Source organism: Rhodoferax sp. GW821-FHT09E07 (assembly GCF_059416145.1).
Genome location: NZ_JBWKOP010000001.1, coordinates 602926 through 623747 on the forward strand (window position 1 = coordinate 602926; position 20822 = coordinate 623747).

22 protein-coding genes are annotated in these 20822 nt (G+C 62.4%); 11 read left to right on the forward strand and 11 right to left on the reverse strand.

Going from position 1 to position 20822, the window contains the following annotated elements:
• Positions 1–57: 57 nt before the first annotated feature.
• Together AC07OE_RS02945 and AC07OE_RS02950 are read right to left on the reverse strand one after the other, a co-directional pair.
• On the reverse strand, positions 58–879 hold the full coding sequence (locus AC07OE_RS02945; protein WP_495069066.1) for an alpha/beta fold hydrolase: 822 nt from the start codon (positions 877–879) through the stop codon (positions 58–60).
• Positions 879–2192, reverse strand: coding sequence for an O-acetylhomoserine aminocarboxypropyltransferase (locus AC07OE_RS02950; protein WP_495069067.1), 1314 nt, complete (start codon positions 2190–2192; stop codon positions 879–881). The genes AC07OE_RS02945 and AC07OE_RS02950 overlap by 1 nt, the downstream gene beginning before the upstream one ends.
• A 90-nt stretch (positions 2193–2282) precedes the next feature.
• On the opposite strand from AC07OE_RS02950, the gene AC07OE_RS02955 reads away from it, so the two are divergent.
• Complete coding sequence (locus AC07OE_RS02955; RefSeq protein WP_495069068.1) at positions 2283–2744, forward strand: CBS domain-containing protein; 462 nt, start codon at positions 2283–2285, stop codon at positions 2742–2744.
• Positions 2745–2771: 27 nt separating this feature from the next.
• Here AC07OE_RS02955 and AC07OE_RS02960 read toward each other — a convergent pair whose 3' ends face one another.
• Positions 2772–3989: a polyhydroxyalkanoate depolymerase gene (locus tag AC07OE_RS02960; protein WP_495069069.1), complete on the reverse strand. Its 1218-nt coding sequence runs from the start codon at positions 3987–3989 to the stop codon at positions 2772–2774.
• A 146-nt stretch (positions 3990–4135) separates the two neighbouring features.
• Between AC07OE_RS02960 and AC07OE_RS02965 the strand changes: the two genes are divergently transcribed.
• Complete coding sequence (locus AC07OE_RS02965; protein WP_495069070.1) at positions 4136–4792, forward strand: glutathione S-transferase; 657 nt, start codon at positions 4136–4138, stop codon at positions 4790–4792.
• 6 nt (positions 4793–4798) lie between these two features.
• On the opposite strand, the gene AC07OE_RS02970 is transcribed toward AC07OE_RS02965, so the two are convergent.
• Both AC07OE_RS02970 and AC07OE_RS02975 read right to left on the reverse strand, forming a co-directional pair.
• Complete coding sequence (locus AC07OE_RS02970; RefSeq protein WP_495069071.1) at positions 4799–5221, reverse strand: cupin domain-containing protein; 423 nt, start codon at positions 5219–5221, stop codon at positions 4799–4801.
• A gap of 79 nt (positions 5222–5300) precedes the next feature.
• Entirely contained in the window at positions 5301–6875 is a 1575-nt protein-coding gene (locus AC07OE_RS02975) for a methyl-accepting chemotaxis protein (RefSeq protein ID WP_495069072.1), read from the reverse strand.
• Between the two features lie 110 nt (positions 6876–6985).
• Here AC07OE_RS02975 and aroC point away from each other — a divergent pair, with 110 nt between their 5' ends.
• The 3 genes from aroC to aroQ are packed head-to-tail and all read left to right on the forward strand — an operon-like array spanning position 6986 to position 9776.
• Entirely contained in the window at positions 6986–8080 is a 1095-nt protein-coding gene (gene aroC, locus AC07OE_RS02980; RefSeq protein ID WP_495069073.1) for a chorismate synthase, read from the forward strand.
• Between the two features lie 5 nt (positions 8081–8085).
• The gene (locus AC07OE_RS02985) at positions 8086–9294 is read left to right on the forward strand and encodes an MFS transporter (protein WP_495069074.1); all 1209 of its coding nucleotides are present in this window, start codon (positions 8086–8088) and stop codon (positions 9292–9294) included.
• A gap of 29 nt (positions 9295–9323) precedes the next feature.
• Positions 9324–9776: a type II 3-dehydroquinate dehydratase gene (gene aroQ / locus AC07OE_RS02990; protein ID WP_495069075.1), complete on the forward strand. Its 453-nt coding sequence runs from the start codon at positions 9324–9326 to the stop codon at positions 9774–9776.
• A 14-nt stretch (positions 9777–9790) separates the two neighbouring features.
• Here the strand turns inward: aroQ and AC07OE_RS02995 are convergent, their stop codons facing one another.
• Complete coding sequence (locus tag AC07OE_RS02995; protein WP_495069076.1) at positions 9791–10549, reverse strand: DeoR/GlpR family DNA-binding transcription regulator; 759 nt, start codon at positions 10547–10549, stop codon at positions 9791–9793.
• Positions 10550–10582: 33 nt separating this feature from the next.
• On the opposite strand from AC07OE_RS02995, the gene nudK reads away from it, so the two are divergent.
• Positions 10583–11224, forward strand: a complete 642-nt coding sequence (gene nudK / locus AC07OE_RS03000) for a GDP-mannose pyrophosphatase NudK (protein ID WP_495069077.1) — start codon at positions 10583–10585, stop codon at positions 11222–11224.
• 1 nt (position 11225) lies between these two features.
• Here nudK and AC07OE_RS03005 read toward each other — a convergent pair whose 3' ends face one another.
• The gene (locus tag AC07OE_RS03005; RefSeq protein ID WP_495069078.1) at positions 11226–12125 is read right to left on the reverse strand and encodes a LysR family transcriptional regulator; all 900 of its coding nucleotides are present in this window, start codon (positions 12123–12125) and stop codon (positions 11226–11228) included.
• 24 nt (positions 12126–12149) lie between these two features.
• Positions 12150–13235 (reverse strand): calcium:cation antiporter, encoded by a 1086-nt coding sequence (locus tag AC07OE_RS03010; protein ID WP_495069079.1) that lies wholly within the window; start codon positions 13233–13235, stop codon positions 12150–12152.
• Between the two features lie 141 nt (positions 13236–13376).
• Between AC07OE_RS03010 and AC07OE_RS03015 the strand changes: the two genes are divergently transcribed.
• The 3 genes from AC07OE_RS03015 to AC07OE_RS03025 all read left to right on the forward strand — a co-directional run bounded on the left by AC07OE_RS03015 (position 13377) and on the right by AC07OE_RS03025 (position 16525).
• Positions 13377–14156 (forward strand): DODA-type extradiol aromatic ring-opening family dioxygenase, encoded by a 780-nt coding sequence (locus AC07OE_RS03015; RefSeq protein WP_495069080.1) that lies wholly within the window; start codon positions 13377–13379, stop codon positions 14154–14156.
• A gap of 102 nt (positions 14157–14258) precedes the next feature.
• Complete coding sequence (locus AC07OE_RS03020) at positions 14259–14813, forward strand: helix-turn-helix domain-containing protein (RefSeq protein ID WP_495069081.1); 555 nt, start codon at positions 14259–14261, stop codon at positions 14811–14813.
• Between the two features lie 17 nt (positions 14814–14830).
• On the forward strand, positions 14831–16525 hold the full coding sequence (locus AC07OE_RS03025; protein ID WP_495069082.1) for a cation:proton antiporter domain-containing protein: 1695 nt from the start codon (positions 14831–14833) through the stop codon (positions 16523–16525).
• A 99-nt stretch (positions 16526–16624) separates the two neighbouring features.
• Here AC07OE_RS03025 and AC07OE_RS03030 read toward each other — a convergent pair whose 3' ends face one another.
• A complete protein-coding gene (locus tag AC07OE_RS03030; RefSeq protein WP_495069083.1) occupies positions 16625–18238 on the reverse strand; it encodes a sensor domain-containing diguanylate cyclase in 1614 nt (537 codons plus the stop codon).
• Between the two features lie 418 nt (positions 18239–18656).
• Complete coding sequence (locus AC07OE_RS03035; protein WP_495069084.1) at positions 18657–18947, reverse strand: helix-turn-helix domain-containing protein; 291 nt, start codon at positions 18945–18947, stop codon at positions 18657–18659.
• A gap of 65 nt (positions 18948–19012) precedes the next feature.
• Here AC07OE_RS03035 and AC07OE_RS03040 point away from each other — a divergent pair, with 65 nt between their 5' ends.
• On the forward strand, positions 19013–19471 hold the full coding sequence (locus AC07OE_RS03040; RefSeq protein ID WP_495069085.1) for a hypothetical protein: 459 nt from the start codon (positions 19013–19015) through the stop codon (positions 19469–19471).
• Positions 19472–19550: 79 nt separating this feature from the next.
• Positions 19551–19751 carry a hypothetical protein gene (locus AC07OE_RS03045; protein WP_495069086.1) on the forward strand — a complete coding sequence of 67 codons (201 nt, stop codon included), beginning with the start codon at positions 19551–19553 and terminating at the stop codon, positions 19749–19751.
• Here the strand turns inward: AC07OE_RS03045 and AC07OE_RS03050 are convergent.
• Entirely contained in the window at positions 19748–20758 is a 1011-nt protein-coding gene (locus AC07OE_RS03050; protein WP_495069087.1) for a hypothetical protein, read from the reverse strand. The two genes, AC07OE_RS03045 and AC07OE_RS03050, sit on opposite strands and share 4 nt — an antisense overlap.
• Between the last annotated feature and the right edge of the window lie 64 nt (positions 20759–20822).

Below are 20822 nucleotides of genomic sequence, written 5' to 3' on the forward strand. Positions count from 1 at the left end.
CCTGTGATGGCGCCTCATGATGGCGGTCAGCCCCCTGGCCTGACAAGCGCAGTTCCCCTAGGGTTGGGCCAAAAACTGTCGCATGGCGGACAGGGTTTGTTCCGGAGCCTCGGTCATCTGGTGGTGGCCCACCGCAATGCGCTGCACCTGCAGTCGCTTGCCAGACTGTGCGGCGCGCTGGATCAGCGGCTGCGCGGCCTTGGGCACCGTCATCTGGTCTTGCTCGCCCAGCACCATGAGGATGGGGCATTGCACCTGGTCCATGGCCTCTTCGCCATGCGCATAGTCGTTGCAAGCGGAGAAGCCGCGGTGGAACACATTGACTAACGTATTGCTGGCCAGCACACGGCGGCCCAACGCCATGCTGCTGCCATAGACCCAGGTGCCCGGGCCCAGAGCCGAGGGCGGGGCAGCCAGCGTACTGCGGGAGAATACGTTGATCATGGTCAGCGCCTTCTCGGGCTCGTGCAGCGAAGTCTCCAGCAGCGCTGGCGACACTTTCATGGGATAGGCCGTACCCACCATCACCAGATGTGTGGCACGCTCTTTCAAACGCGAGGCGGCCTCCAGCGCAATCAGCGAACCCCAGCTGTGTCCCACCAGCGCAGCCTTCTCCACGCCCGCGGAATCCAGCAGTGCCACGACGAAGTTCGCCGCCTGCTCCACCGTGGCTGGGGCCTCGCCCGCGCTGCGGCAGTGGCCCGGCAAGTCCACGGCCAGCACGTTGTAGCCGTGGTGGGCCAGGTAGCGGCTCTGCAGAATCCAGACGCTGTGGTCGTTGAGCACCCCGTGGATAAAGACCACGGTGGGCTTGGCAGCGTCGAAGGGCTTGCCCCCTGTGTAGCAGTAGGCGGTGGCGCCGTTGACTTGCAACTCCATCACGCACCTGCCTTTTCTGCGGCCTTGAGCGCGCGCTTGAGGTCGTCAATCAGATCGTCCGGGTCCTCCAGCCCGATGGACAGGCGGATCGTGCCCTGGGTGATACCGGCACCGGCCAGCGCTTCATCGCTCATGCGGAAATGGGTGGTGCTGGCAGGGTGGATGACGAGGCTGCGGCAGTCGCCGACGTTGGCCAGGTGGCTGAAGACTTTGAGCGTTTCGATGAACTTCTTGCCCTGCTCGCGGTTGCCCTTCAGGTCAAAGCTGAACACCGAGCCCGCGCCCTTGGGCAAGAGCTTTTGCGCCAGCCCGTGGCTGGGGTGGCTCTCCAGCAGCGGGTGGCCCACGCGGCCCACAAAAGGCTGGCTGGCCAGAAATTGCACCACCTTCTCGGTGTTGCACATGTGGCGCTCCATGCGCAGGCTCAGCGTTTCGATGCCCTGCAGGATCAGCCAGGCGGTGTGCGGGCTCATGCAGGCGCCAAAGTCGCGCAGGCCCTCGCGGCGTGCGCGCAGCAGGAAGGCGCCCACGGTGCTTTCCTCGCTGAAATTCATGTTGTGAAAGCCCTCATAGGGCGCGGCCAGCTCGGCAAACTTGCCACTGGTCTCAAACGCACGTGCCCAATCAAAGCTGCCGCCGTCCACCACCACGCCGCCAATGACCGTGCCGTGGCCGCTCAGGAACTTGGTGGCTGAGTGGTAGACCAGATCGGCTCCCTGCGTGAAGGGCTGCACCAGCCAAGGGGAGGTGAGGGTGGAGTCCACCAGCAGCGGCACGCCGGCCCCGTGGGCGATCTGCGCAATGGTGGGTGTGTCCAACACGTCCAGTCCGGGGTTGCCCACGGTCTCGCCAAAGAACAGGCGCGTGTTGGGCCGCACCGCGGCGCGCCAACCATCCACGTCGCCTGGCTTCACAAACGTGGTGTCTATGCCAAAGCGGCGCAGTGTGTAGCGCAGCAGGTTTTGCGAGCCGCCGTAGAGTGCGGTGCTGGCGACAATGTGGCCGCCTGTGCCCATGAGCGTGGCCACCGCCAGGTGCAGCGCGGCCTGGCCGCTGGCCGTAGCAATGGCGCCTATGCCGCCCTCTAGCGCGGCCATGCGTTGCTCGAATACGGCGTTGGTTGGGTTGCTGATGCGGCTGTAGACATGACCCGCCCGCTCCAGGTTGAACAGCGACTGCGCGTGCTCGCTGGACTCGAAGACAAACGAGGTGGTCAGGTGAATGGGCACCGCGCGGGCGCCAGTGGTGGGGTCGGGCGATGCACCTGCGTGCAGGGCCAGGGTGTCAAAGCCAGGGTCGGCGTAGCCAGCCATAGGTTTCTCCGTGACGGATGGGGATGAATCGCTGGGATTGTGGGCTATATTTGGGCCATTGCCCCAACCGAAGTGTCACGAGGAAGCACCATGAAAGTCAGCGATATTCTGCGCGTTAAAGGCGGCACGCTTTTCACCACTACGCCGGAAGACTCTCTAGCCGAAGCGGCCCAACTGATGGCCGAAAAGGACATTGGTTCGCTGGTGGTGATTTCGCATGGTCTGGTGGTGGGCATGTTGACCTTCCGCGAAGTGATCCAGGCGGTGGTGAAAAACGGTGGCAGCTTCGGTACCACCACGGTCTACCGTGCCATGGATCCCGGCCCGCTGACCTGCACCATGGAAACCGAGATGGACGAGGTGCGCCGCATGATGCTGGAGCGCCACGCGCGCTACATGCCAGTCATCGACAACCGTATGCTCATGGGCGTGATCAGTTTTTACGATGTGGCCAAGGCCGTGGTGGACAGCCAGAACTTCGAGAACAAGATGCTCAAGGCCTACATCCGCGACTGGCCCGAAGGCGAAGACGCCGCCTCCAAGGCTGATTGAGGCAGTCCGAAGCCGCCGCCGCGGGGCTCAGCCCTCGCTGGCGTGGATCATGTCCCGCACCCGCGGGTAAATCTGCTGGTTCCATTTACGCCCGCTGAACACACCATAGTGCCCCACGCCGGTTTGCACATGGTGTGTTTTCATATAGGGGCGCACGCTGCTGCACAGGTCCTGCGCGACCACCGTCTGTCCCACAGCGCAGATGTCGTCACGCTCTCCCTCCACGGTCATCAGCGCCGTGCGGCGAATAGCGGCCGGGTTGACGATGCGGTCCTTGTAGGTCAGCTTGCCCAGCGGCAGGTCGTAGGTCTGAAAGACTTTTTCAACGGTCTCCAGGTAAAACTCTGCGGGTAGGTCGTTCACGGCCAGGTACTCGTCGTAGAACACACGGATGATGTTGGCTTTTTCCACATCGCCATTCACCAAGTGCTGGTACAGGTCTTTGAATGACTGCTTGTGGCGGTCCAGATTCATGCTCAAAAACGCGCTGAGCTGCACAAAACCGGGGTAGACGCGGCGCATATAGCCTTTGTGCGGCAGCGGCACATGGCTGATCAGGTTTTTCTCGAACCAGTCGATGGGCTTGCTGGTGGCCAGCTTGTTCACCTCGGTGGGGTTCACGCGGCAGTCCACCGGGCCGGCCATCAGTGTCAGGCTGCGCGGTTGCGCCGGGTCATCATCCTCAGCCATGATGGCTGTGGCGGCCAGTGCGGCGACACAGGGTTGGCACACCGCAATCACATGGGTACCGGGGCCTATGGCCTGGGTGAAGCGGATCATGTGGTCGATGTAGTCGTCCAACCCAAAGGGGCCGTGGCGCAGCGCCACGTCGCGGGCGTTGTGCCAGTCGGTGATATAGACGTCGTGGTCCTGCAGCAGGGTGCGCGCGGTTTCACGCAGCAGCGTGGCAAAGTGGCCAGACAAAGGTGCCACCAGCAGCACTTTGGGTTGGGGCTCGGCGGTGGGCGCTTGTTTTTCAAAGTGCAGCAGGGTGCCAAAGGGCATGGTCAGCACGGCTACTTCGGCCACGGGAATGTCTTGTTCGGCCACTTTGACGCTGTCAATGCCATAGGCCGGTCGGGAGTGGGTCAGGCGCAGGCGGGAAAGCACTTCCATTCCGGCGGCCATCTTGCGCAGTGCACTGCCTTCGGTTTGGTTCATCCACAGCGATGCGCCCAGGCTCTGGGCCATCAGGCGCAACGGTGAGGTGAAATCAGACTGGGTTTGGTAGGCTTGGTAGAGCATGGCGGTCCTGTCCGTGTGAGGGCATAGCCCATATGGACCTATTGCAGGCAATTTGCGCGCCAACCTGCGCTGGGCGTGCCATGATGCCCCTCATTGGCACAACCCTTGCACGTGCCAACTCACCGACCCCCGTTGAAAGATTCTCCATGGCCAAAGCGGTTCTCACGATCAGCAGCAAAAACTACGGTGCCTGGGCCTTACGCGGCTGGCTCATGGCCAAGCTGTCAGGTCTGGAGTTCACCGAAAAGATCATTTCGCCAGATGACCCTGCCATGAAGGCCGAGATGCTGTTGCTCTCGAGCAGCATGCTGGTGCCGTTTTTGCAGCATGACGGGGTCACCGTCTGGGACACCATGGCCATTGGCGAGTACCTGCACGAAATCAAGCCCAAGGCCCACCTGCTGCCCACCGATATCCGCGCCCGTGCCCACTGCCGCGCGGTATGCGGGGAAATGCACTCAGGTTTCGCCTCCATGCGTGGTTCCCTGCCTATGAACCTCAAGGCCCATTTCCCGAAGTTCAAGGTGTGGTCGCGGGCTCAGGCGGATATCGACCGCGTGCTGGCCATCTGGAAGGACTGCCTGCAAAACTACGGTGGTCCCTACCTGTTCGGCAAGCAACCCTGTCTCGCCGATGCCATGTATGCCCCGGTGGTGACACGCTTTCTGACTTATGACGTAGCGCTGAACAAAGAGGCCGCCGCTTATTGCAAGCGCATCATGGCTTTGCCTGCCATGCAGGAGTGGGTGGAAGCTGCCAAGGCCGAGCCCGAGGAAATCGACGAGCTCGACGCCGAGTTTTAGGCCCCCTCAGGCCCAGGGCGTGGGCGCTGGCACGGCGCAGACCGGGTCTACGTCGATGGACTTGAAATCTGCCGGAGAGACGATTTCCAGATATTCCATGTCGGGGGAGTAGTCGAACAGGAAGTGCCGAATGCCCGGGCGCTGGTGGACCACGTCACCTGCTTGCACCAGGGTTTCCTTGTCCTCGTACATGAACTTGGCCCAGCCCTTGGTCATGATGACAATTTGAAAATCCGCCTCATGTCGGTGCCATCCCGTGCCTGTTTCTGGTGCCATATTGGCCTTCACCAGGTGCGCAATCACTTTGCCGTTGGTGGCTTCGGCCACGCCCAGGTCCCGATACAGGAAAAAGTCCCGCAATCCGCCGGATACAAATTGCGTGTCTTCGGGTTTGACGTGGGAGAACTTCGTGGCGGTGCGGTCCAGCATGGGAGGCTCCTTTCAGAAAGCGGTTTAAACACTAGATTGGTGCAGTGCAGCACCATGCATAAACCGTTCCAGAAGCTTCCTAGGCTGACAGGGACAACCGAGCTGATCCGCCCCCTACATTGAATACCGAGACCAGTTCCGCCAGGTGTTGCGCCTGGTCCCGCATGGCTGTTGCTGCTGCCGCAGACTCTTCCACCAGGGCGGCGTTTTGTTGGGTCATCTGGTCCAGGTTGCCCACGGCCTGGTTCACCTGGGCGATGCCATCGCGCTGCTCGCTGGAGGCTGCCGTGATCTCTCCGATCAACTGGCTGACCCGCTGCACGCTGCTGACAATTTCACCCATGGTCTCACCGGCCTGCTCGACTTGGCGGGAACCTACTTCCACGGTTTCCACCGACGTGTTGATCAGCGATTTGATTTCCTTGGCGGCCTCGGCCGAACGTCCGGCCAGGGAGCGCACTTCACTGGCCACCACGGCAAAGCCCCGGCCTTGTTCGCCTGCACGTGCGGCTTCCACGGCGGCATTCAGCGCCAGAATGTTGGTCTGGAAGGCGATGCCGTCGATCACGCTGATGATGTCGCCAATCTTGCGCGATGAGGTGGTGATGTGCTGCATGCTCTGCACGACCTGGCCCACCATCTCGCCGCCCCGCGATGCGACAGTGGCCGCCTTGGCCGCAAGGTCGTTGGCCTGGCGGGCCGTATCTGCCGACTGGTTCACCGTGCTGGTGAGCTGTTCCATGCTGGCAGCGGTCTGCTGCAGGTTGGAGGCCGTTTGCTCCGTGCGGGCTGACAAATCGTTATTGCCCGTGGCGATTTCAGTGGATGCGTTGGATACCGATTCCACGCCACTGCGCACCTGGGATACCAGGTCGCGCAGCTTGGCAGCCATGTCGGACTGTGCTCGCATCAGCGTGCCAAATTCGTCTTTGCGGTCATCCCGCGCTTCTTGCGTCAGGTCACCGCCGGCAATTGCCTGCGCCACAGAGACCGCCCGGTCCAGCGGCTGTGTGATCGAGCGCACCAACACCAGGCAGGTAAAGATGCCCAGCGCAAAGACCACCACGACGGCCACCAGCGCAATCGTCATCAGGCTCTTGCGCACCTCTTCAAGCGACGCGCGGGCCTCATCCCGTTGCTGCTCCTGCGTTGTCACAAATTTGTCGATGGCTGACAAGTAGGCATCCGCCAGGGGGCGGTATTCCTTGTCCAGAAAAGCCTGCTTGGCAGCGGCATCATCCGAAGACTTGATCTCTTTGGCTTTGTCGCCCATGCCGCGGATTTCTGCGCGGGTCTTGGCCACGTAGGCCATGGCATCCTTGTCCAACTGCGAGGTGGCGCCCTTGGTGACTGCCTCCTGCACTGGTGTGATGCGGGCGGTCAGTGCCGCCACTTTGGCGTCATATTCCTTGCGGAGCGCCTCGTCGGTGGTGACGATGCTGCCCATGGACAGGGTGACGGCCAGCTCGGCCAGGCCGCGCCAACGCACTGCGGTGGTGATCGCGTCTTCGTACTTGCTGACCATTTGCATGGTGGCGTCCGTCGCAGAGCGCGAGCGCAATTGCGTCCAGGTAGCTGCCGCTACCATCAACAGAAGCAAGCCTAAAACGACCAGCCATAGCTTGTGCGCCACGCGCATGTTGTTGAGTGTCATAGCGTCTCCTTCGTGTGAAGTGCGGCCTTGTGTCCAGGCAGCTCAAGGCATGGTAGTGGAATTTCGGGACGGCGCAAGCTTCGTTCGCAGGGTCAGGGATAATCCCTAGCATGAGCGGAAACACCTTCGGAACCCTATTCGCAGTCACCAACTTTGGTGAATCCCACGGCCCGGCCATTGGCTGCGTGATTGACGGCTGCCCCCCCGGCATGGAACTCAGCGAGGCCGACATCCAGGGTGACCTGGACCGCCGCCGCCCGGGCACCAGCCGCCATGTGACCCAGCGCAACGAACCTGACGCGGTGCAGATCCTCAGCGGTGTCTACCAGGGCAAGACCACGGGCACACCCATTGCGCTCCTGATCCAGAACACTGACCAGCGCAGCAAGGACTACGGCAACATCCTGGAGAGCTTCCGCCCGGGCCACGCCGACTACACCTATTTCCAGAAATACGGCATCCGCGACCCACGCGGTGGCGGCCGCTCCAGCGCCCGCCTGACCGCACCCATGGTGGCGGCCGGTGCGGTGGCCAAGAAGTGGCTGAAGGAAAAGTTCGGGACCGAGTTCCGGGGCTGTATGACGCAGATTGGCGATCTGCCGATTGCCTTCGAGAGCTGGGACCATGTGCCCCACAACCCGTTCTTCGCCCCCGCTGCCGACGTGCAGGCGCTGGAAGACTACATGGATGCGCTGCGCAAGGCTGGTGATTCGTGTGGCGCACGCATCCGCGTGAGCGCCTCCAACGTGCCCGTGGGACTGGGCGAGCCGTTGTTTGACAAGATGGATGCGGACATTGCCTACGCCATGATGGGCATCAACGCCGTCAAGGGCGTGGAGATTGGCGCTGGCTTTGCCAGTGTGGCCCAGCGCGGTACCACGCATGGCGATAGCCTTACACCCAATGGCTTTGCCAGCAACAACGCGGGTGGCGTGCTCGGTGGTATCAGCACCGGGCAGGACCTGGAAGTGAGCATTGCCATCAAACCTACCAGCTCCATCATCACGCCGCGTGATTCGATCGATGTGCAGGGCAATGCGACCGAGGTCATCACCAAAGGCCGCCACGACCCCTGCGTGGGCATACGTGCCACACCCATTGCCGAGGCCATGCTGGCCCTGGTGGTGATGGATCACGTGTTGCGCCATCGCGCGCAGTGCGGCGATGTGGTACCTGCGCTGACGCCCATCGCGGCCAGCGTCTGAGCGCCGTGGCTGAACCCTCTGTACCGGCCACGCGCCGGCAGCTCCTCCCGTTTGCGGCCCTGACGGCCAGCTATTCCACCCACGCGGGTTTCTTCACCCCATTTTTGCCGCTGTGGCTCAAAAGCCTGGGTCTCAGCCTGGTGGTCATCAGCGTGCTGACCTCCATCCAGGCGGCCACGCGCATGGTGGCGCCCTATGCCTGGGGAGCCCTGAGTGACCGCACGGGTGAGCGCGCCAAGTTGCTGCGCTATGGCGCACTCATTGCCCTGGTGGTGTCGGTGGGCCTGTGGTTTCCGGGCTCCAATGCCTGGTGGTTGGGGCTGGTGCTTTTGGCCATGTTTGCGCAGACCAGCGGGATGATGCCCATGACCGAAGCCGCCGTGGCCCATGTGGTGAGTCAGGGCGGTGCGTTTGATACCAAGCTCTACGGCCGTGTGCGGCTGTGGGGCTCGCTGGGGTTCATGCTGGCCGTGCTGGGTGCGGGCGCCTGGTTTGAGCACGTGGGCATGCGCAGCTTTCCCTTCATCGTCAGCGCGACCCTTTTTGCGTTGCTGGTGTTCGCCTACCGCATGCCGGACGTGAAGGAAGAGCACCACGCCACGGCGGACACCGCGGTGCAACCGATTGGCCCGGTGTTGGCACAGCCCGCGGTCCGCTGGCTGTTTGCCTCGGTGTTTTTCCATGTGCTCTCGCACATGGGCATCTACAGCTTCTTCTCGCTCTATATCGATTCGCTGGGCTACAGCAAGACCATGATCGGTCTGCTGTGGGCCGTGTCGGTGACGGTGGAAATCGGCTGGTTCTTTACGCAAAGCCGATGGATGCCGCGCGTCAGTCTGACAGGCTGGCTGGTGCTGTGCGCGGCGGTCATGGTGTTTCGGATGGCGGTGACTGCATCCATGGCGTCCGTGCTGTGGATGCTCGTTATCGCGCAGGCGCTGCATGCGCTTACCTTTGCGGCCCACCACAGTGCTTGCATCGCGCTGATGTCGCACCACTTTCCGGGCAAACTGCGCGGCCGTGGCCAGGCCCTGTACATTGTCATCGGCTACGGCATTCCCGGCGTCATTGGAGGCCTGGTGGGTGGGCAACTGAGCCAGCGCTTTGGCCTGGCCATTGTGTTTTGGGGCACCACCGCCATGGCGGCCGTGGCCTGCGCGTGTGCTTGCAAGGTGTGGCGTCTGCGCCACCCCGCGCCAACCGCAGCTGCCTGAACCTGATTGTTTTTCTTTAGGACGTTCTCATGAAAACAGCACTCATCCTCAACGGCCCCAACCTCAACCTGCTGGGCACGCGCGAACCCCAAGTCTATGGCTCACAAACGCTGGCCGATGTGGAGGCGCTGTGCGAACGGGCTTGCCTAGCCAACGGGTTCAAGCTGGACTTTCGCCAGAGCAACCACGAAGGCACGCTGGTGGACTGGCTGCACGAGGCTGGTCTGCTCCACGCGAAAGGCCAGCTGGCCGGGGTGATTCTGAACGCCGGCGCCTACACCCACACCAGCGTGGCGCTGCACGATGCCATCAAGGGCACGGGCGTGACGCTAATCGAACTGCACATCAGCAATGTGCATGCGCGTGAGGCGTTCCGCCACCATTCCTACATCTCGCTCGCGGCCAAGGCGGTGATGGCAGGCTTTGGGGTCAACGGCTATGCGTTGGCCGTGGCCGGCTTGGCCGGCATGCAGATGGCCTAACTTTCCGCTGCGCTTCAGGGGGCCATTGCCACGGCAATACCCGCTTTGCGCAGGCTGCGCAACGTCGCAGCCGGCGTGCCCGCCGGCACTACCAAGGTCGACACTGCGCTCACGGGCGCAATCACAAAGGCCGATGCGGCCATGAGCTTCTCGCTGGATGCGAGTACCACGGTCTCGGCGGCACGCGCGCTCAGTGCGCGTTTCACATCCGCTTCCTCGCTATCGCCCGTGCTCAGGCCAGCCTCGGGGTGCACACCGGTCACGCCCATGAAAAACAGGTCGGCGCGGTAGCGCGCGGCGGCTTCGATGACGGCCGTGCCCACGTTCACCATGGAGTGGCGGTACAGCCGCCCACCCAACACAATGATCTCCAGGTGCGGGCGCTGCGCCAGCGCTACGGCCACGGTGGGGCTGTGGGTCACGATGGTGGCGTGCAGGTCGGGCGCCAAGTGGCGCGCTACCTGCAGCGCGGTGGTGCCACCGTCCAGCAGCACCAGCTGCCCGGGTTGCACCATGGCCGCACCGGCACGGCCTAGCGCCACCTTGTCCTCCGTGGACACCTCGGCACGCGCTGCCAGGTTGGCGACGGCTGCGGAGGCGGGCAGGGCCCCGCCGTGCACGCGCTGCAGCTTGCCCTCCTGCGCCAGTTCACGCAGATTACGCCGGATCGTGTCTTCCGAAGTACCCAGCTCTGCCGCCAGAGTTTTGGCCAGAATTTGCCCGTCGGCCGCAAGGCGCGCGAGGATCAGGTGTTTGCGTTGGGTGGTCAGCATGGCCTCATTGTAGTTGCACGAAATTGCGTAATAATGCATGAAATTACATATTTTGGAGATGCCGTGAACACCACACTTTCTTGCGCCGCTGCGCCTGCCGTTCGCATCCTTCAGAGCGAGGTGCTGTCTGACGACTGGTACACGTTGAAGAAAACCACTTTCGAGTTCCAGCGCCGCGATGGCAGCTGGCAGCGCCTGAGCCGGGAGACCTACGATCGGGGCAATGGCGCGGTGCTGCTGCTGTTCAATGCCGAGCGTGGCACGGTGATCCTGACGCGGCAGTTCCGTTTTCCGGCCTTTGTGAATGGCAGTCCCGATGGCATGCTGATTGAGGCCTGCGCGGGATTGCTCGATGGCGACGACCCCGAGGCTTGCATCCGCCGCGAGGTGCAGGAGGAAACCGGCTTCCAGATCCAGTCGCCGCGCAAGCTGTTTGAGGCCTATATGAGCCCGGGTTCGGTGACCGAGAAGCTGCACTTCTTTGTGGCCGAGTACCAGGCCCACCAGCAGACCGGTGAGGGCGGTGGCATGGCACAGGAAGGCGAAGACATCGAAGTGCTGGAGCTGCCGCTGGTGGATGCGCTGGCCATGGTGCACAGTGGCGCCATTCAGGATGGCAAAACCATCATGCTGTTGCAGCACGCGGCGCTGACCGGGTTGGCGCAGCTGCGCTAGTTCAGACCCAAGCGGGTGTCTGGAACGCGTGGGCCAGAAAGTCCACCATGGCGCGGACCTTGCCCGGCAAATGTTTGCGTGTGGGGTAGACCGCATGGATGCCCAGCGTGGGCCCGTGCAGGTCAGGCAAGACCCGCACCAGGCGGCCAGCGCGGACATCGTCACCCACCAGAAAACCGGGCTGGTAAATCAGGCCCTGGTCGGCCAGCGCGGCGGCGCGGCAGGTGTCGCCGCTATTGGCGCGCAGGCGTGGGTGGGTGGTCACGCTGTGGGGCTTGCCCTGGGTATCGGTCAGCGTCCACACGTCGCCGCCAGACCACCACGAATACGCCATCACGCTGTGCCGGGCAATGTCGTCCAACGTAGTGATGGGTGGGGCTGAGCGCAGGTAGGCGGGGGAAGCACACAGCAGTACCTGGTCATGCGCGAGCGTGCGCGAGACCAGCGTGGAGCTAGCCAGCAGCGCAATGCGCACCGCCATGTCAAAGCCTTCTTCCACCAGGTCCACCACACGGTCGGTCAGCGCAATGTCCAGCTCCACGCGCGGGTGCAGCTTCAAAAATTCGCCCCACAGCGGCGCCAGGTGCAGGTTGCCAAACGTCAGCGGTGCATTGATCTTCAACCGACCGGTCACTGCGCCCGCACCTTCGCTCACTGCGGCATTGGCATCGTTCACATCTTCCAGAATTTGGCGGCAGCGCTCCAGGTAGTCGCTGCCAGCATCGGTGAGCGAAAGGCGGCGCGTGGTGCGGTTCAGCAGGCGCGTGTTGAGGGTGGCCTCCAGCTCCAGCACCAGGCGTGAGACCACGGCCTTGGAGGTGTCCAGCCGCTGCGCCGCCTGCACAAAACTGCCGGCCTGCACCACGGCCACAAAGGCCTGCATCTGGCGGAACTGGTCCATGGCGGTGGCCGCGGTGGTGGTGCCTCAGGGCACGATGGTGGTGAACAAATAGGTGGCCAACAGCACCAGATGCACCACGCCTTGCAGCACTGTGGTGCGCCCAGTGCTCAATGACAGCGTGGACACGAAGAGCGACAGGAGCAACAGCACGCTGGACTTGATGTCCAGCCCCAGCGTCAGTGTCCAGCCTGTGGCCAGCGACACGATGGCCACAGCGGGAATGGTGAGCCCGATGCTGGCCAGGGCCGAACCCAGCGCCAGGTTCAGGCTGGTCTGCAGCCGGTTGGCACGCGCTGCACGAAATGCAGCCAAGCCTTCGGGCAAGAGCACCACCATGGCGATGATGATGCCGACAACGGCTTTGGGTGCACCCGCGCTGGCCACGGCGGTTTCAATCGTGGGGGCTAGCGCCTTGGCCAAGAGCACCACGGCCACCAGGCCGAGCAACAAGAGGCCTGCACTGATGGCGGCCAGCTTGCCGCCAGGAGGCTGCGCATGGGCTTCTTCGTCAGTCTTGGCCTCGGTGGGCAAAAAGTAATCGCGATGGCGCACGGCCTGTACCAGCACAAAGGTGCCATACAGCACGAGTGAGACGATGGCCACAAATGCCAGCTGGCTGGGGCTGTACACGGGGCCGACCACACTGGTGGTGTAGTTGGGTAGCACCAGGGTCAGCACCGCAATGGCGGCCAGCGTAGTGAGCGAGGCGCTCACGCCCAGTTGGCCAAAGGTTTGCTCGCGGTAGCGGCTGCCGCCAGCCAACAGGCACAGGCCCACGATGCCGTTGAGGATCAGCATCACCGCGGCAAACACGGTGTCGCGTGCCAGCGCCGTGGTCTCGGGGCCGCCGGCCAGCATCATGGAAACAATCAGTGCAACCTCGATGACCGTGATGGACAAAGCCAGCACCAACGTGCCGTAGGGCTCGCCCACCTTGTGCGCCACCACTTCGGCATGGTGCACGGCGGACAGCACGGTGCCCACCAGCCCGACGGCCAACAGCGTCACCCACCAGCCTCCGGCCAGGCCCAGCAGGCTGCCGCCCAACAGCACCCAGCCGCCCACGGGCCAGGCCACAGACCAAAGGGGCAGGGGAGCGTGCTTTTGCATGGCGGAGCTTTTTTGAAACAGTGTGGATGTCTCTATTGTCAACAAAATAGAGACATTGAATCAATGGGTCGGTTATTTATCTTTATTTTCTAGGCTTTTACAGTGCAGGTATCGCTTTTGAACCTGCACAAGGAACCCTCCATGACCGCACTGCCCAGCCTGTTTGTCTCCCACGGTGCCCCACTGTTTGCGGTGGACGCCGGCACCACTGGCCCCGCGCTGCAAGCCTGGGGCGCCACCTTGCCGGCCGACCTGCGCGGCATCGTCATCATGTCGCCGCACTGGATGGCGCGCAGCCCTGCGGTGATGATCACGCCCCAGCCCAGGACCTGGCACGACTTTGGCGGCTTTCCGCCCGCGCTGTATGAGTTGCAGTACCCCGCACCCGGCAGCCCGGCGCTGGGCTACGAAGTGATTGCGGCGCTCAAAGCCGCCGGCATCACCGCCCAACCCGATGACACCCGCCCGCTGGACCATGGCACTTGGGTGCCGCTCATGCACATGCTGCCGCAGGCTAACGTGCCCGTGGTGCAAGTAGCCCTGCCCATAGGCTATGGACCGCGGGACGTTTACGCCATGGGGGCGGCACTGGCGGGCCTGCGCGCCCAAGGTGTGCTGGTGATGGGCTCTGGCAGCATGACGCATAACCTCAGCGAATTCTTTGGGGGCGAGCGCGCCGTGGCGCCCTATGTGACCGAGTTCAGCCGCTGGATCGAGCAGCAATTGAGCACGGGCAACCTGGACGCCTTGCTGGCCTACCGCGCCCAGGCGCCGCACGCCAGCCGTGCCCACCCCAGCGAAGACCACTTCTTGCCGCTGTTCTTCGCGTTGGGCGCTGCGGGTGCGGATGCACGGCCCGACTACCTGAGCCGCGAAGTGATGTACAGCATGCTGGCCATGGACGCATTTACGCTGCAGTGATTTTTTCGAATTAATAAAAATTAATTTCGATTATTTCGAATTAATCGGCATTTGCAGTAAAAATAGGGCGTCCACTGCCGCGCAGCCTCTGCGCCTACGCCCATGTCCTACACCCCCACATTCCCTGGCTACAAGCTGCCCGCATTGGACGGCTTGTTTGACCAACTGAAGGCCACCTTTGCGCAGCACGTGGAGGTGGAAGACGGCCCCGATGCCCGTGTGCTGCGTGTGGCCGGGCTGGAGTTGGTGATGCCGCCCGTGGCGGGTAGTGCAGCAGAGCTGGTGGATACGGTTTGCAAACGCCTGGCCGAGGTTGCTGCGTTTGGCGTAGCCACGGCGTTAACCGAGGCGTCCGCCCAAGGGACGCGCCACCGCATGGAGTTGGTCAGTGCGCTGGCCCTGCTGGAAGTCACTGCCGCAGCTCCCGCTGCACCGGGCCACGGCCGCCGCGCTGATTCAACCGGCGACCTGCTCACCACGGCCGAAGTGGCCGCGCAGCTCGGGATGAGCCGGCCCTACGTGTCCATGTTGTGCGACCAAGGCAAGTTGGGCGAGGTCACCCGCTCCGAGGGCGGGCACCGGCGCATTTCCAGACAGGCGGTTGATGCCTACCTGCGCACGCATGGAAAGCCTGCGCACCCGAACGCCGGGCCCTGAGCGCAAGAAAGCACCCTATGGAACATTCCGTCAGCCTTATCACCACTCTGGCCGCGGGCTTTGGGCTGGCGCTGGTTCTGGGCTTTCTGGCCGCGAAGCTGAAGCTTCCCGCGCTGGTGGGCTACCTGCTGGCTGGCATTGTGATTGGCCCGGCTACGCCGGGTTTTGTGGCCGATGCGCAGATTGCTTCGCAGCTGGCCGAAGTGGGCGTAATGCTGCTGATGTTCGGTGTGGGTCTGCATTTCTCCATCGATGACCTGCTGGCCGTGCGCAAGATTGCCTTGCCGGGCGCCATTGTGCAAATCGTGGTGGCTACGGCGCTCGGTGCAGGCGTTGCCCTGTTCTGGGGCTGGTCGCTGGGGGCTGCGCTGGTATTCGGCATTTCGCTGTCGGTGGCCAGCACCGTGGTGCTGCTCAAGGCGCTGGAGAGCCAGGGCCTGACGGATGCCGCGGATGGCCGCATTGCCATCGGCTGGCTGGTGGTGGAGGACTTGGCCATGGTGCTGGTCTTGGTGTTGCTGCCAGCACTGGCGCCGTCGCTGGGCGGGGCCGCCACGCACACGGGGCGCAGCACGGCCATGACCATCGCCATCACGCTGGCGCAGGTGGGCGGCTTTGTGGCCTTCATGCTGGTGGTGGGGCGGCGCCTGTTTCCCTGGATCCTGTGGCAGGTCACCAAGACCGGCTCACGCGAGCTGTTCACGCTCAGCGTGGTGGCCGCGGCGGTGAGCATTGCCTATGGCTCGGCGGCGCTGTTTGGCGTGTCGTTTGCGCTGGGGGCCTTCTTTGCGGGCATGGTGCTGCGCGAGTCGGAGTTCAGCGCCCGGGCGGCCGAACAAACCCTGCCGCTGCAGGACGCGTTCGCCGTGCTGTTCTTTGTGTCGGTGGGCATGCTGTTTGATCCCATGGTGATCGTGCAGCAGCCGTTGCATGTGCTGGCCACGGTGGCGGTCATCATCTTGGGCAAGACAGTGGCCGCTGTGGTGCTGGTGCTGACGTTGGGCTACCCGGCCCGCACCGCGCTGGTGGTGGCGGCCAGCCTGGCGCAGGTGGGTGAGTTCTCCTTCATCCTGGCGGGTCTTGGTATGGCGCTGGGCCTGCTGCCCAAGGAGGGCAACAGCCTGATCCTGGCGGGCGCGCTGATTTCCATCGCGCTGAACCCGTTGGTGTTCAGCGCCGTGCAGCCCGTGCTGCGCTGGCTGCAGCGCCACCCCGCGCTGGCTGCGCGGCTGGAGCTGGCGGCCAACCCGCTGGCCGAGCTGCCCATGAGCACTGACGCCAAGTACCTGGCCAACCAGGTGGTCATCGTCGGTTGGGGCCGCGTGGGCAAGCTCATCGCCCAGGCACTGCAGGAGCAAGGCATCCCTTTTGTGGTGGCTGAGTCCAACCGCGACGCGGTGGAAGCGCTGCGGGCCCAGGGCATTCCGGCCGTGTGGGGCGACGCTACGGAGCCCATGGTGCTGATCCAGGCGCATATCCGCGAGGCACGAGCGCTGGTCGTCGCCACGCCGGAGACTATTCAGGTACGCAGCATGGTGGAGGTGGCACGCACGTTAAACCCCAACATCCAGGTGGTTGTGCGCAGCCATAACGCCGAGGAAGCTGCGCGGTTGGAGAGCGATGGCGCTGGAACCGTATTTGTAGGCGAGCGTGAACTGGCCAAGTCCATGATCGGCTGCGTGCTGGAATGGGTGGCGCCGTCAAGGCATTGACAAGCCGGATTCAAGGTCCGGTCGCCAAGTCTGGGAAAAAGGAATTCAGTGCCATTCTGTGCTCTAGCCCCCGTGGAATAAGCACAAGACGCTCCCAAATTAGGAGCGAGCTACCAGGTAGCGCTGACCACCTGCATGTTTGGCCTGGTACATGGCATGGTCGGCCGCCAACTGCAATGGATGTGGTGACGCGGTGCCGTCTCCCATGGCAATGCCGATCGACGCACCGAGGATGCGTGTTTGCGTGTCCAGGGCGATCGGTGGTGCAATGGCTGTGAGACATTTGGTGGCCACGGAGATGGCCGCCTGCTCTGCCGTGGCCGCGTCCGCATCCAGATCGGCCAACAGCACCGCAAACTCATCCCCACCAATGCGGGCCAGGGTGTCGGACTCACGCACCGCGGCGCTCAAGCGCCGGGCGACTTCGACCAACGCCCGGTCGCCCGCGGCATGACCGAGCTCGTCATTGATGGGTTTGAATTGGTCTAGGTCAATGCACAAAAAGGCCACGCGGCTGCCGCGGCGGTGTGCGCGGGCCAATGCTTGTTTCAATCGGTCGGCCAGCAGCGCGCGGTTGGGCAGGCCGGTCAGTACGTCATGGTGGGCCATGTGCACCATTTCCGACTGGCTGGCCTGCAGCTTGGCCAGCAGCCTGTTAAAGGCTTCTGTCAAATGCCCCACCTCGTCGTGGCGCACCACTGCCAGGGGCTCCAGAGGCACGTCACCGCGGGTCATGCGGTCGGCCTGCTCGGCCGCCTGGAGCAGTGGACGCAGCACAAAATAGAGAATGGCGGCAGCGACGGCCACAAACGCAAATATCGCCCAGCTGCTGTGAAATAGCATGTATCGCTTGGTGCGCGCCACCACGGACAGGGCTTCCGTCGTGGGCAGGCGTGCCACGACAAACCAGCCGGTGCTGGGGACCGATGCGATGGCCGAGATCTCTTCCACCCCAAAGGCGTTGACGGTGAGCCCGGTGCCCCGGTACCCCTGCATGGCCTGGTCGTGCAGCAGGTTGACGCCAGGCGCGGGTGTGGGTTTGAGCACCATGCTCGGTACGGTGGACGCAATGAACAGCTTGTCGCGCGGCGAGATCAGCAGAAAGCCACCCTGTTTGCCAATGCGGTCCTGGTCGGTGAACGAGAGAAACCCCGGGGCAGCCAGCGCCGTGACGCCCATCAGCATTGCGCGCACCGTGCCCGATGCGTCTTTGACTGGGGCTGCGATGGGCAGCACGGCCTCCTGGGTAGCGGTGTTGCGCGCGGGGCGACCCACGGTCAACGTACCGGCTCGAACGGCTTGAAAGAGGCCCGAGTCACCATAGCTTGGCAATGGTTTGCCGCTGGGGGGCGCGGAGCCCGCCACCGCCTTGCCGTCGGGCGTGTAGGCAATCAGTCCGTGCGAGAACAGGGGTTGGTATTGCTGACGCAGGGCCAGCCAGCTTTGCAGGGCCGCGGGGCGTTCCAGCAGGTCCAGCGGCAGGGTTGCGGCCATTTGGGTCAGCATGTTCTGCCGTTCCCGCATGTTCTGGTCCACCTCGCGTGCCACGTAATTGGCCAGCGTCAGCTGTTGGGCGGACATCACCGCAGTGATGTCTTCGCGCAGGTAGCTGCTGAGTGCGAAATAGCGCGACACATTGCCGACCAGCAGCAGGCAGATGCCAAAAAAAATGATGCGGGTGGCGAGGCTGTTGGCCAAACGGTGGAACGTCATCCGGCCAAGCCCGTACTTACAAGTGAACCGTTAATGGACAAATAAATTCCCCTAGTAAGACAATCATTTTTGATGTTTTGTTTGTCCATCAAAATTCTTCAAAAATGGACTGTACAAAAAAAAGTAGCAATTGGGATGACAGTGCCGATAAGAATGATCTCTACGCTGACGACTCTGAGAGTCGTTGGCGTCAAGGGCTGGCCAAGACTGGTAGGCCTTATCATTTTGCCGAAGCCACGCCGTGCACTCAGTCTCTCACTCATAGCGGACAAGCGACGTTGCGCCCTGTTACGGTAATTACGGTAATTACGATAACAAGGTGAAGCTGTTTCTTCGCCTCTGGTCAGAGCGCCACTTCAGAAGATGCCCGAAGCGAGGTGCATAGTTTGTTGCAGCTATGCGATCCGAAGCTCACGACCTATTCAAGTGCGGATATCTCATCAGCCACCAATTCAAGAATCCTACTGACCGCTTCGGTATCGGCGGTCCGCAAATAGGAGAGCGTCAATATGGTCAAGGGATGAACGCCCGCCACGGCGGCCAAGTCATCGATCTTGCTCAGAGTTGGGGACTTCATGCTTCGTTCCAAAGAACTGACGTAGGTTCGGCTAGAGATCAAGCCGAAATCTTCCTGGCTCAGGCCCTTTGATTTGCGCACCAGTCTGAGCGCTTTGGCGAAGTTGTTGTTCTGCTTGGAGGCATTGGACATGGCCCCCGATTAATTAGCAATGAACTCTATAGGGCTACAATCTATAGTGTTCATTTTTGGATGCCATGTTCATCACCAGAGTCGCCTACAAATCGCCCGTTTCCGCTTTTTTCACTGGTCGCGGAGAGGTCGCATGGTCCGCAACCGAGCTTGCTTTGCAACAGATCTGGTTCTTGGTTCAACTCGAAGAGTTCGAAGTGCCTGGTGGTTCGGGGTTCTCAAGCAACCGAACCGTACTGCTCTTTGATTTTCAGAACGTCGAGCAATTTATTCAATCTGACCAGGGAGACAAGGCACGCCTCAAGTCCGTGCATATCGTCACCCCGGGACATGTCAATGGCAGTGACAGCTGGCAGATGGATCAGATAAAGGCGGTCTGGCAGGGCCGCGAGCCGGTAGACGACTACGAAATCCCCATGGACATCTTCGAGACTGTCTCCGGCAAAAAGTATTCCGCTTCGTTTAGCGGTCTGTCCATAGAGGAGTTAGCTGGTGAAACGCTGAAGTTTCAGTTTTTGCACTAGCGCGCTCCTCCTGGGAGCACGTGCTCACGGTGGTCCAAAGATCAATTTTTAGGTCGGTGCATGTTGCGCCGGCATGCTTATGAAGACAGGGGAATCTATGAATAAAGCGATTTTTGTAGCGCTGGCCGCGGGGGCACTAGTGGCATTGACTGGGTGCAAACCGGAACCCTCTGTTCAGGAGCAGTTCCAAGCCGCCCAAGAAAAGCGGCAGGCCGAACAGCGCGCCGCCATTGAAATGCTGAAACAAAAGGCGGCGGGCGGAGAAAAGACCAAACCCTAGGTCGCACCCGCTTCGGAAGATGCAGCCTTAATCAGCTGCAGCGCATCATTTACCTGGTGGGTCAGACCGGCCTTTTGCATGTTGGCGATGCAGTCTGGCAGTGAACCCCAGTTCTGGCCGCCCCGGTATTCGAAGAGTGGCGCCGGCCGGTCAATGAAGTGGACCACGACGTGGGCCATCTCGGTCCGCCCCCCAAAGCGCTCCAGGCCGGGGTCCACCTCGGTGATGAAGGACAGGTCTGCTCTGCGGGTGCCGTGCACCAGGATGTCCAGCTGTGGCGAACTGGTGGCGTCCAGCGCGGGCAGATGATGCAGCGCCCCCATGAGCCCGCCCATGGACAAATCCTCGCGCTGCAGGCGGGCCAGTTCTTTGGCCAGTCGCTTTCCACTGCGCGGAGAGCCCGAGCGGTCGATGAAATACACGCTGGAGAGCTGGTTGGTGCGCTGGATCCAGTAGAGCCAGTCATTCTGGGCAAAGTAGCGCAGACGCAGGCTTTTGTCTTCTGGATCCTTGTCGATGCAGTGCTCGTAGGTATTGAGCACCTTGTAGATGGTGGGCAGGCTGGCCTTGGTCTCGGCCGCTATGGTGCTGATGCTGACCCCGGGCAGGGCTTTGAGGTGGCGCTGCAGCAGGTAGGCCACCACGGCTTCCTGGCTGGTCGTTGAGGGCTTTCTGGTGGGCTCGCTGACCAGCTGTGGCCTCTCCATGGCCAACTGCTGTGATTGCCGCTCAGATCGGACGTCATGGACCAGAATGCGGCCGGCGATGTGCGGGTGGGCAATGCTTTTGAACTGTTCAACTTCCATGTCGACCCGCTTTTTGGCCAGCGTGCAGCCGAACAGGTAGACCTGGGCATCGGCCAGATCGGGCTGGGCCTGGAGCTCGTACGCAGCTTCCAGCAGCAGGGTGCGCAGGTCACGGGTGTTTTTGAGGTCGTGGGACTGCAGCTGCAGGTGGCGGCCCACGGCGTCTGTCAGTTCGCTATGGCCAGCCGGCTTGCGAAACAAGCTTCGATAGTTCGTTTGTATTTGCATTTTATCTGTGCGCGTTTATTTTAACGCGCACAGATAT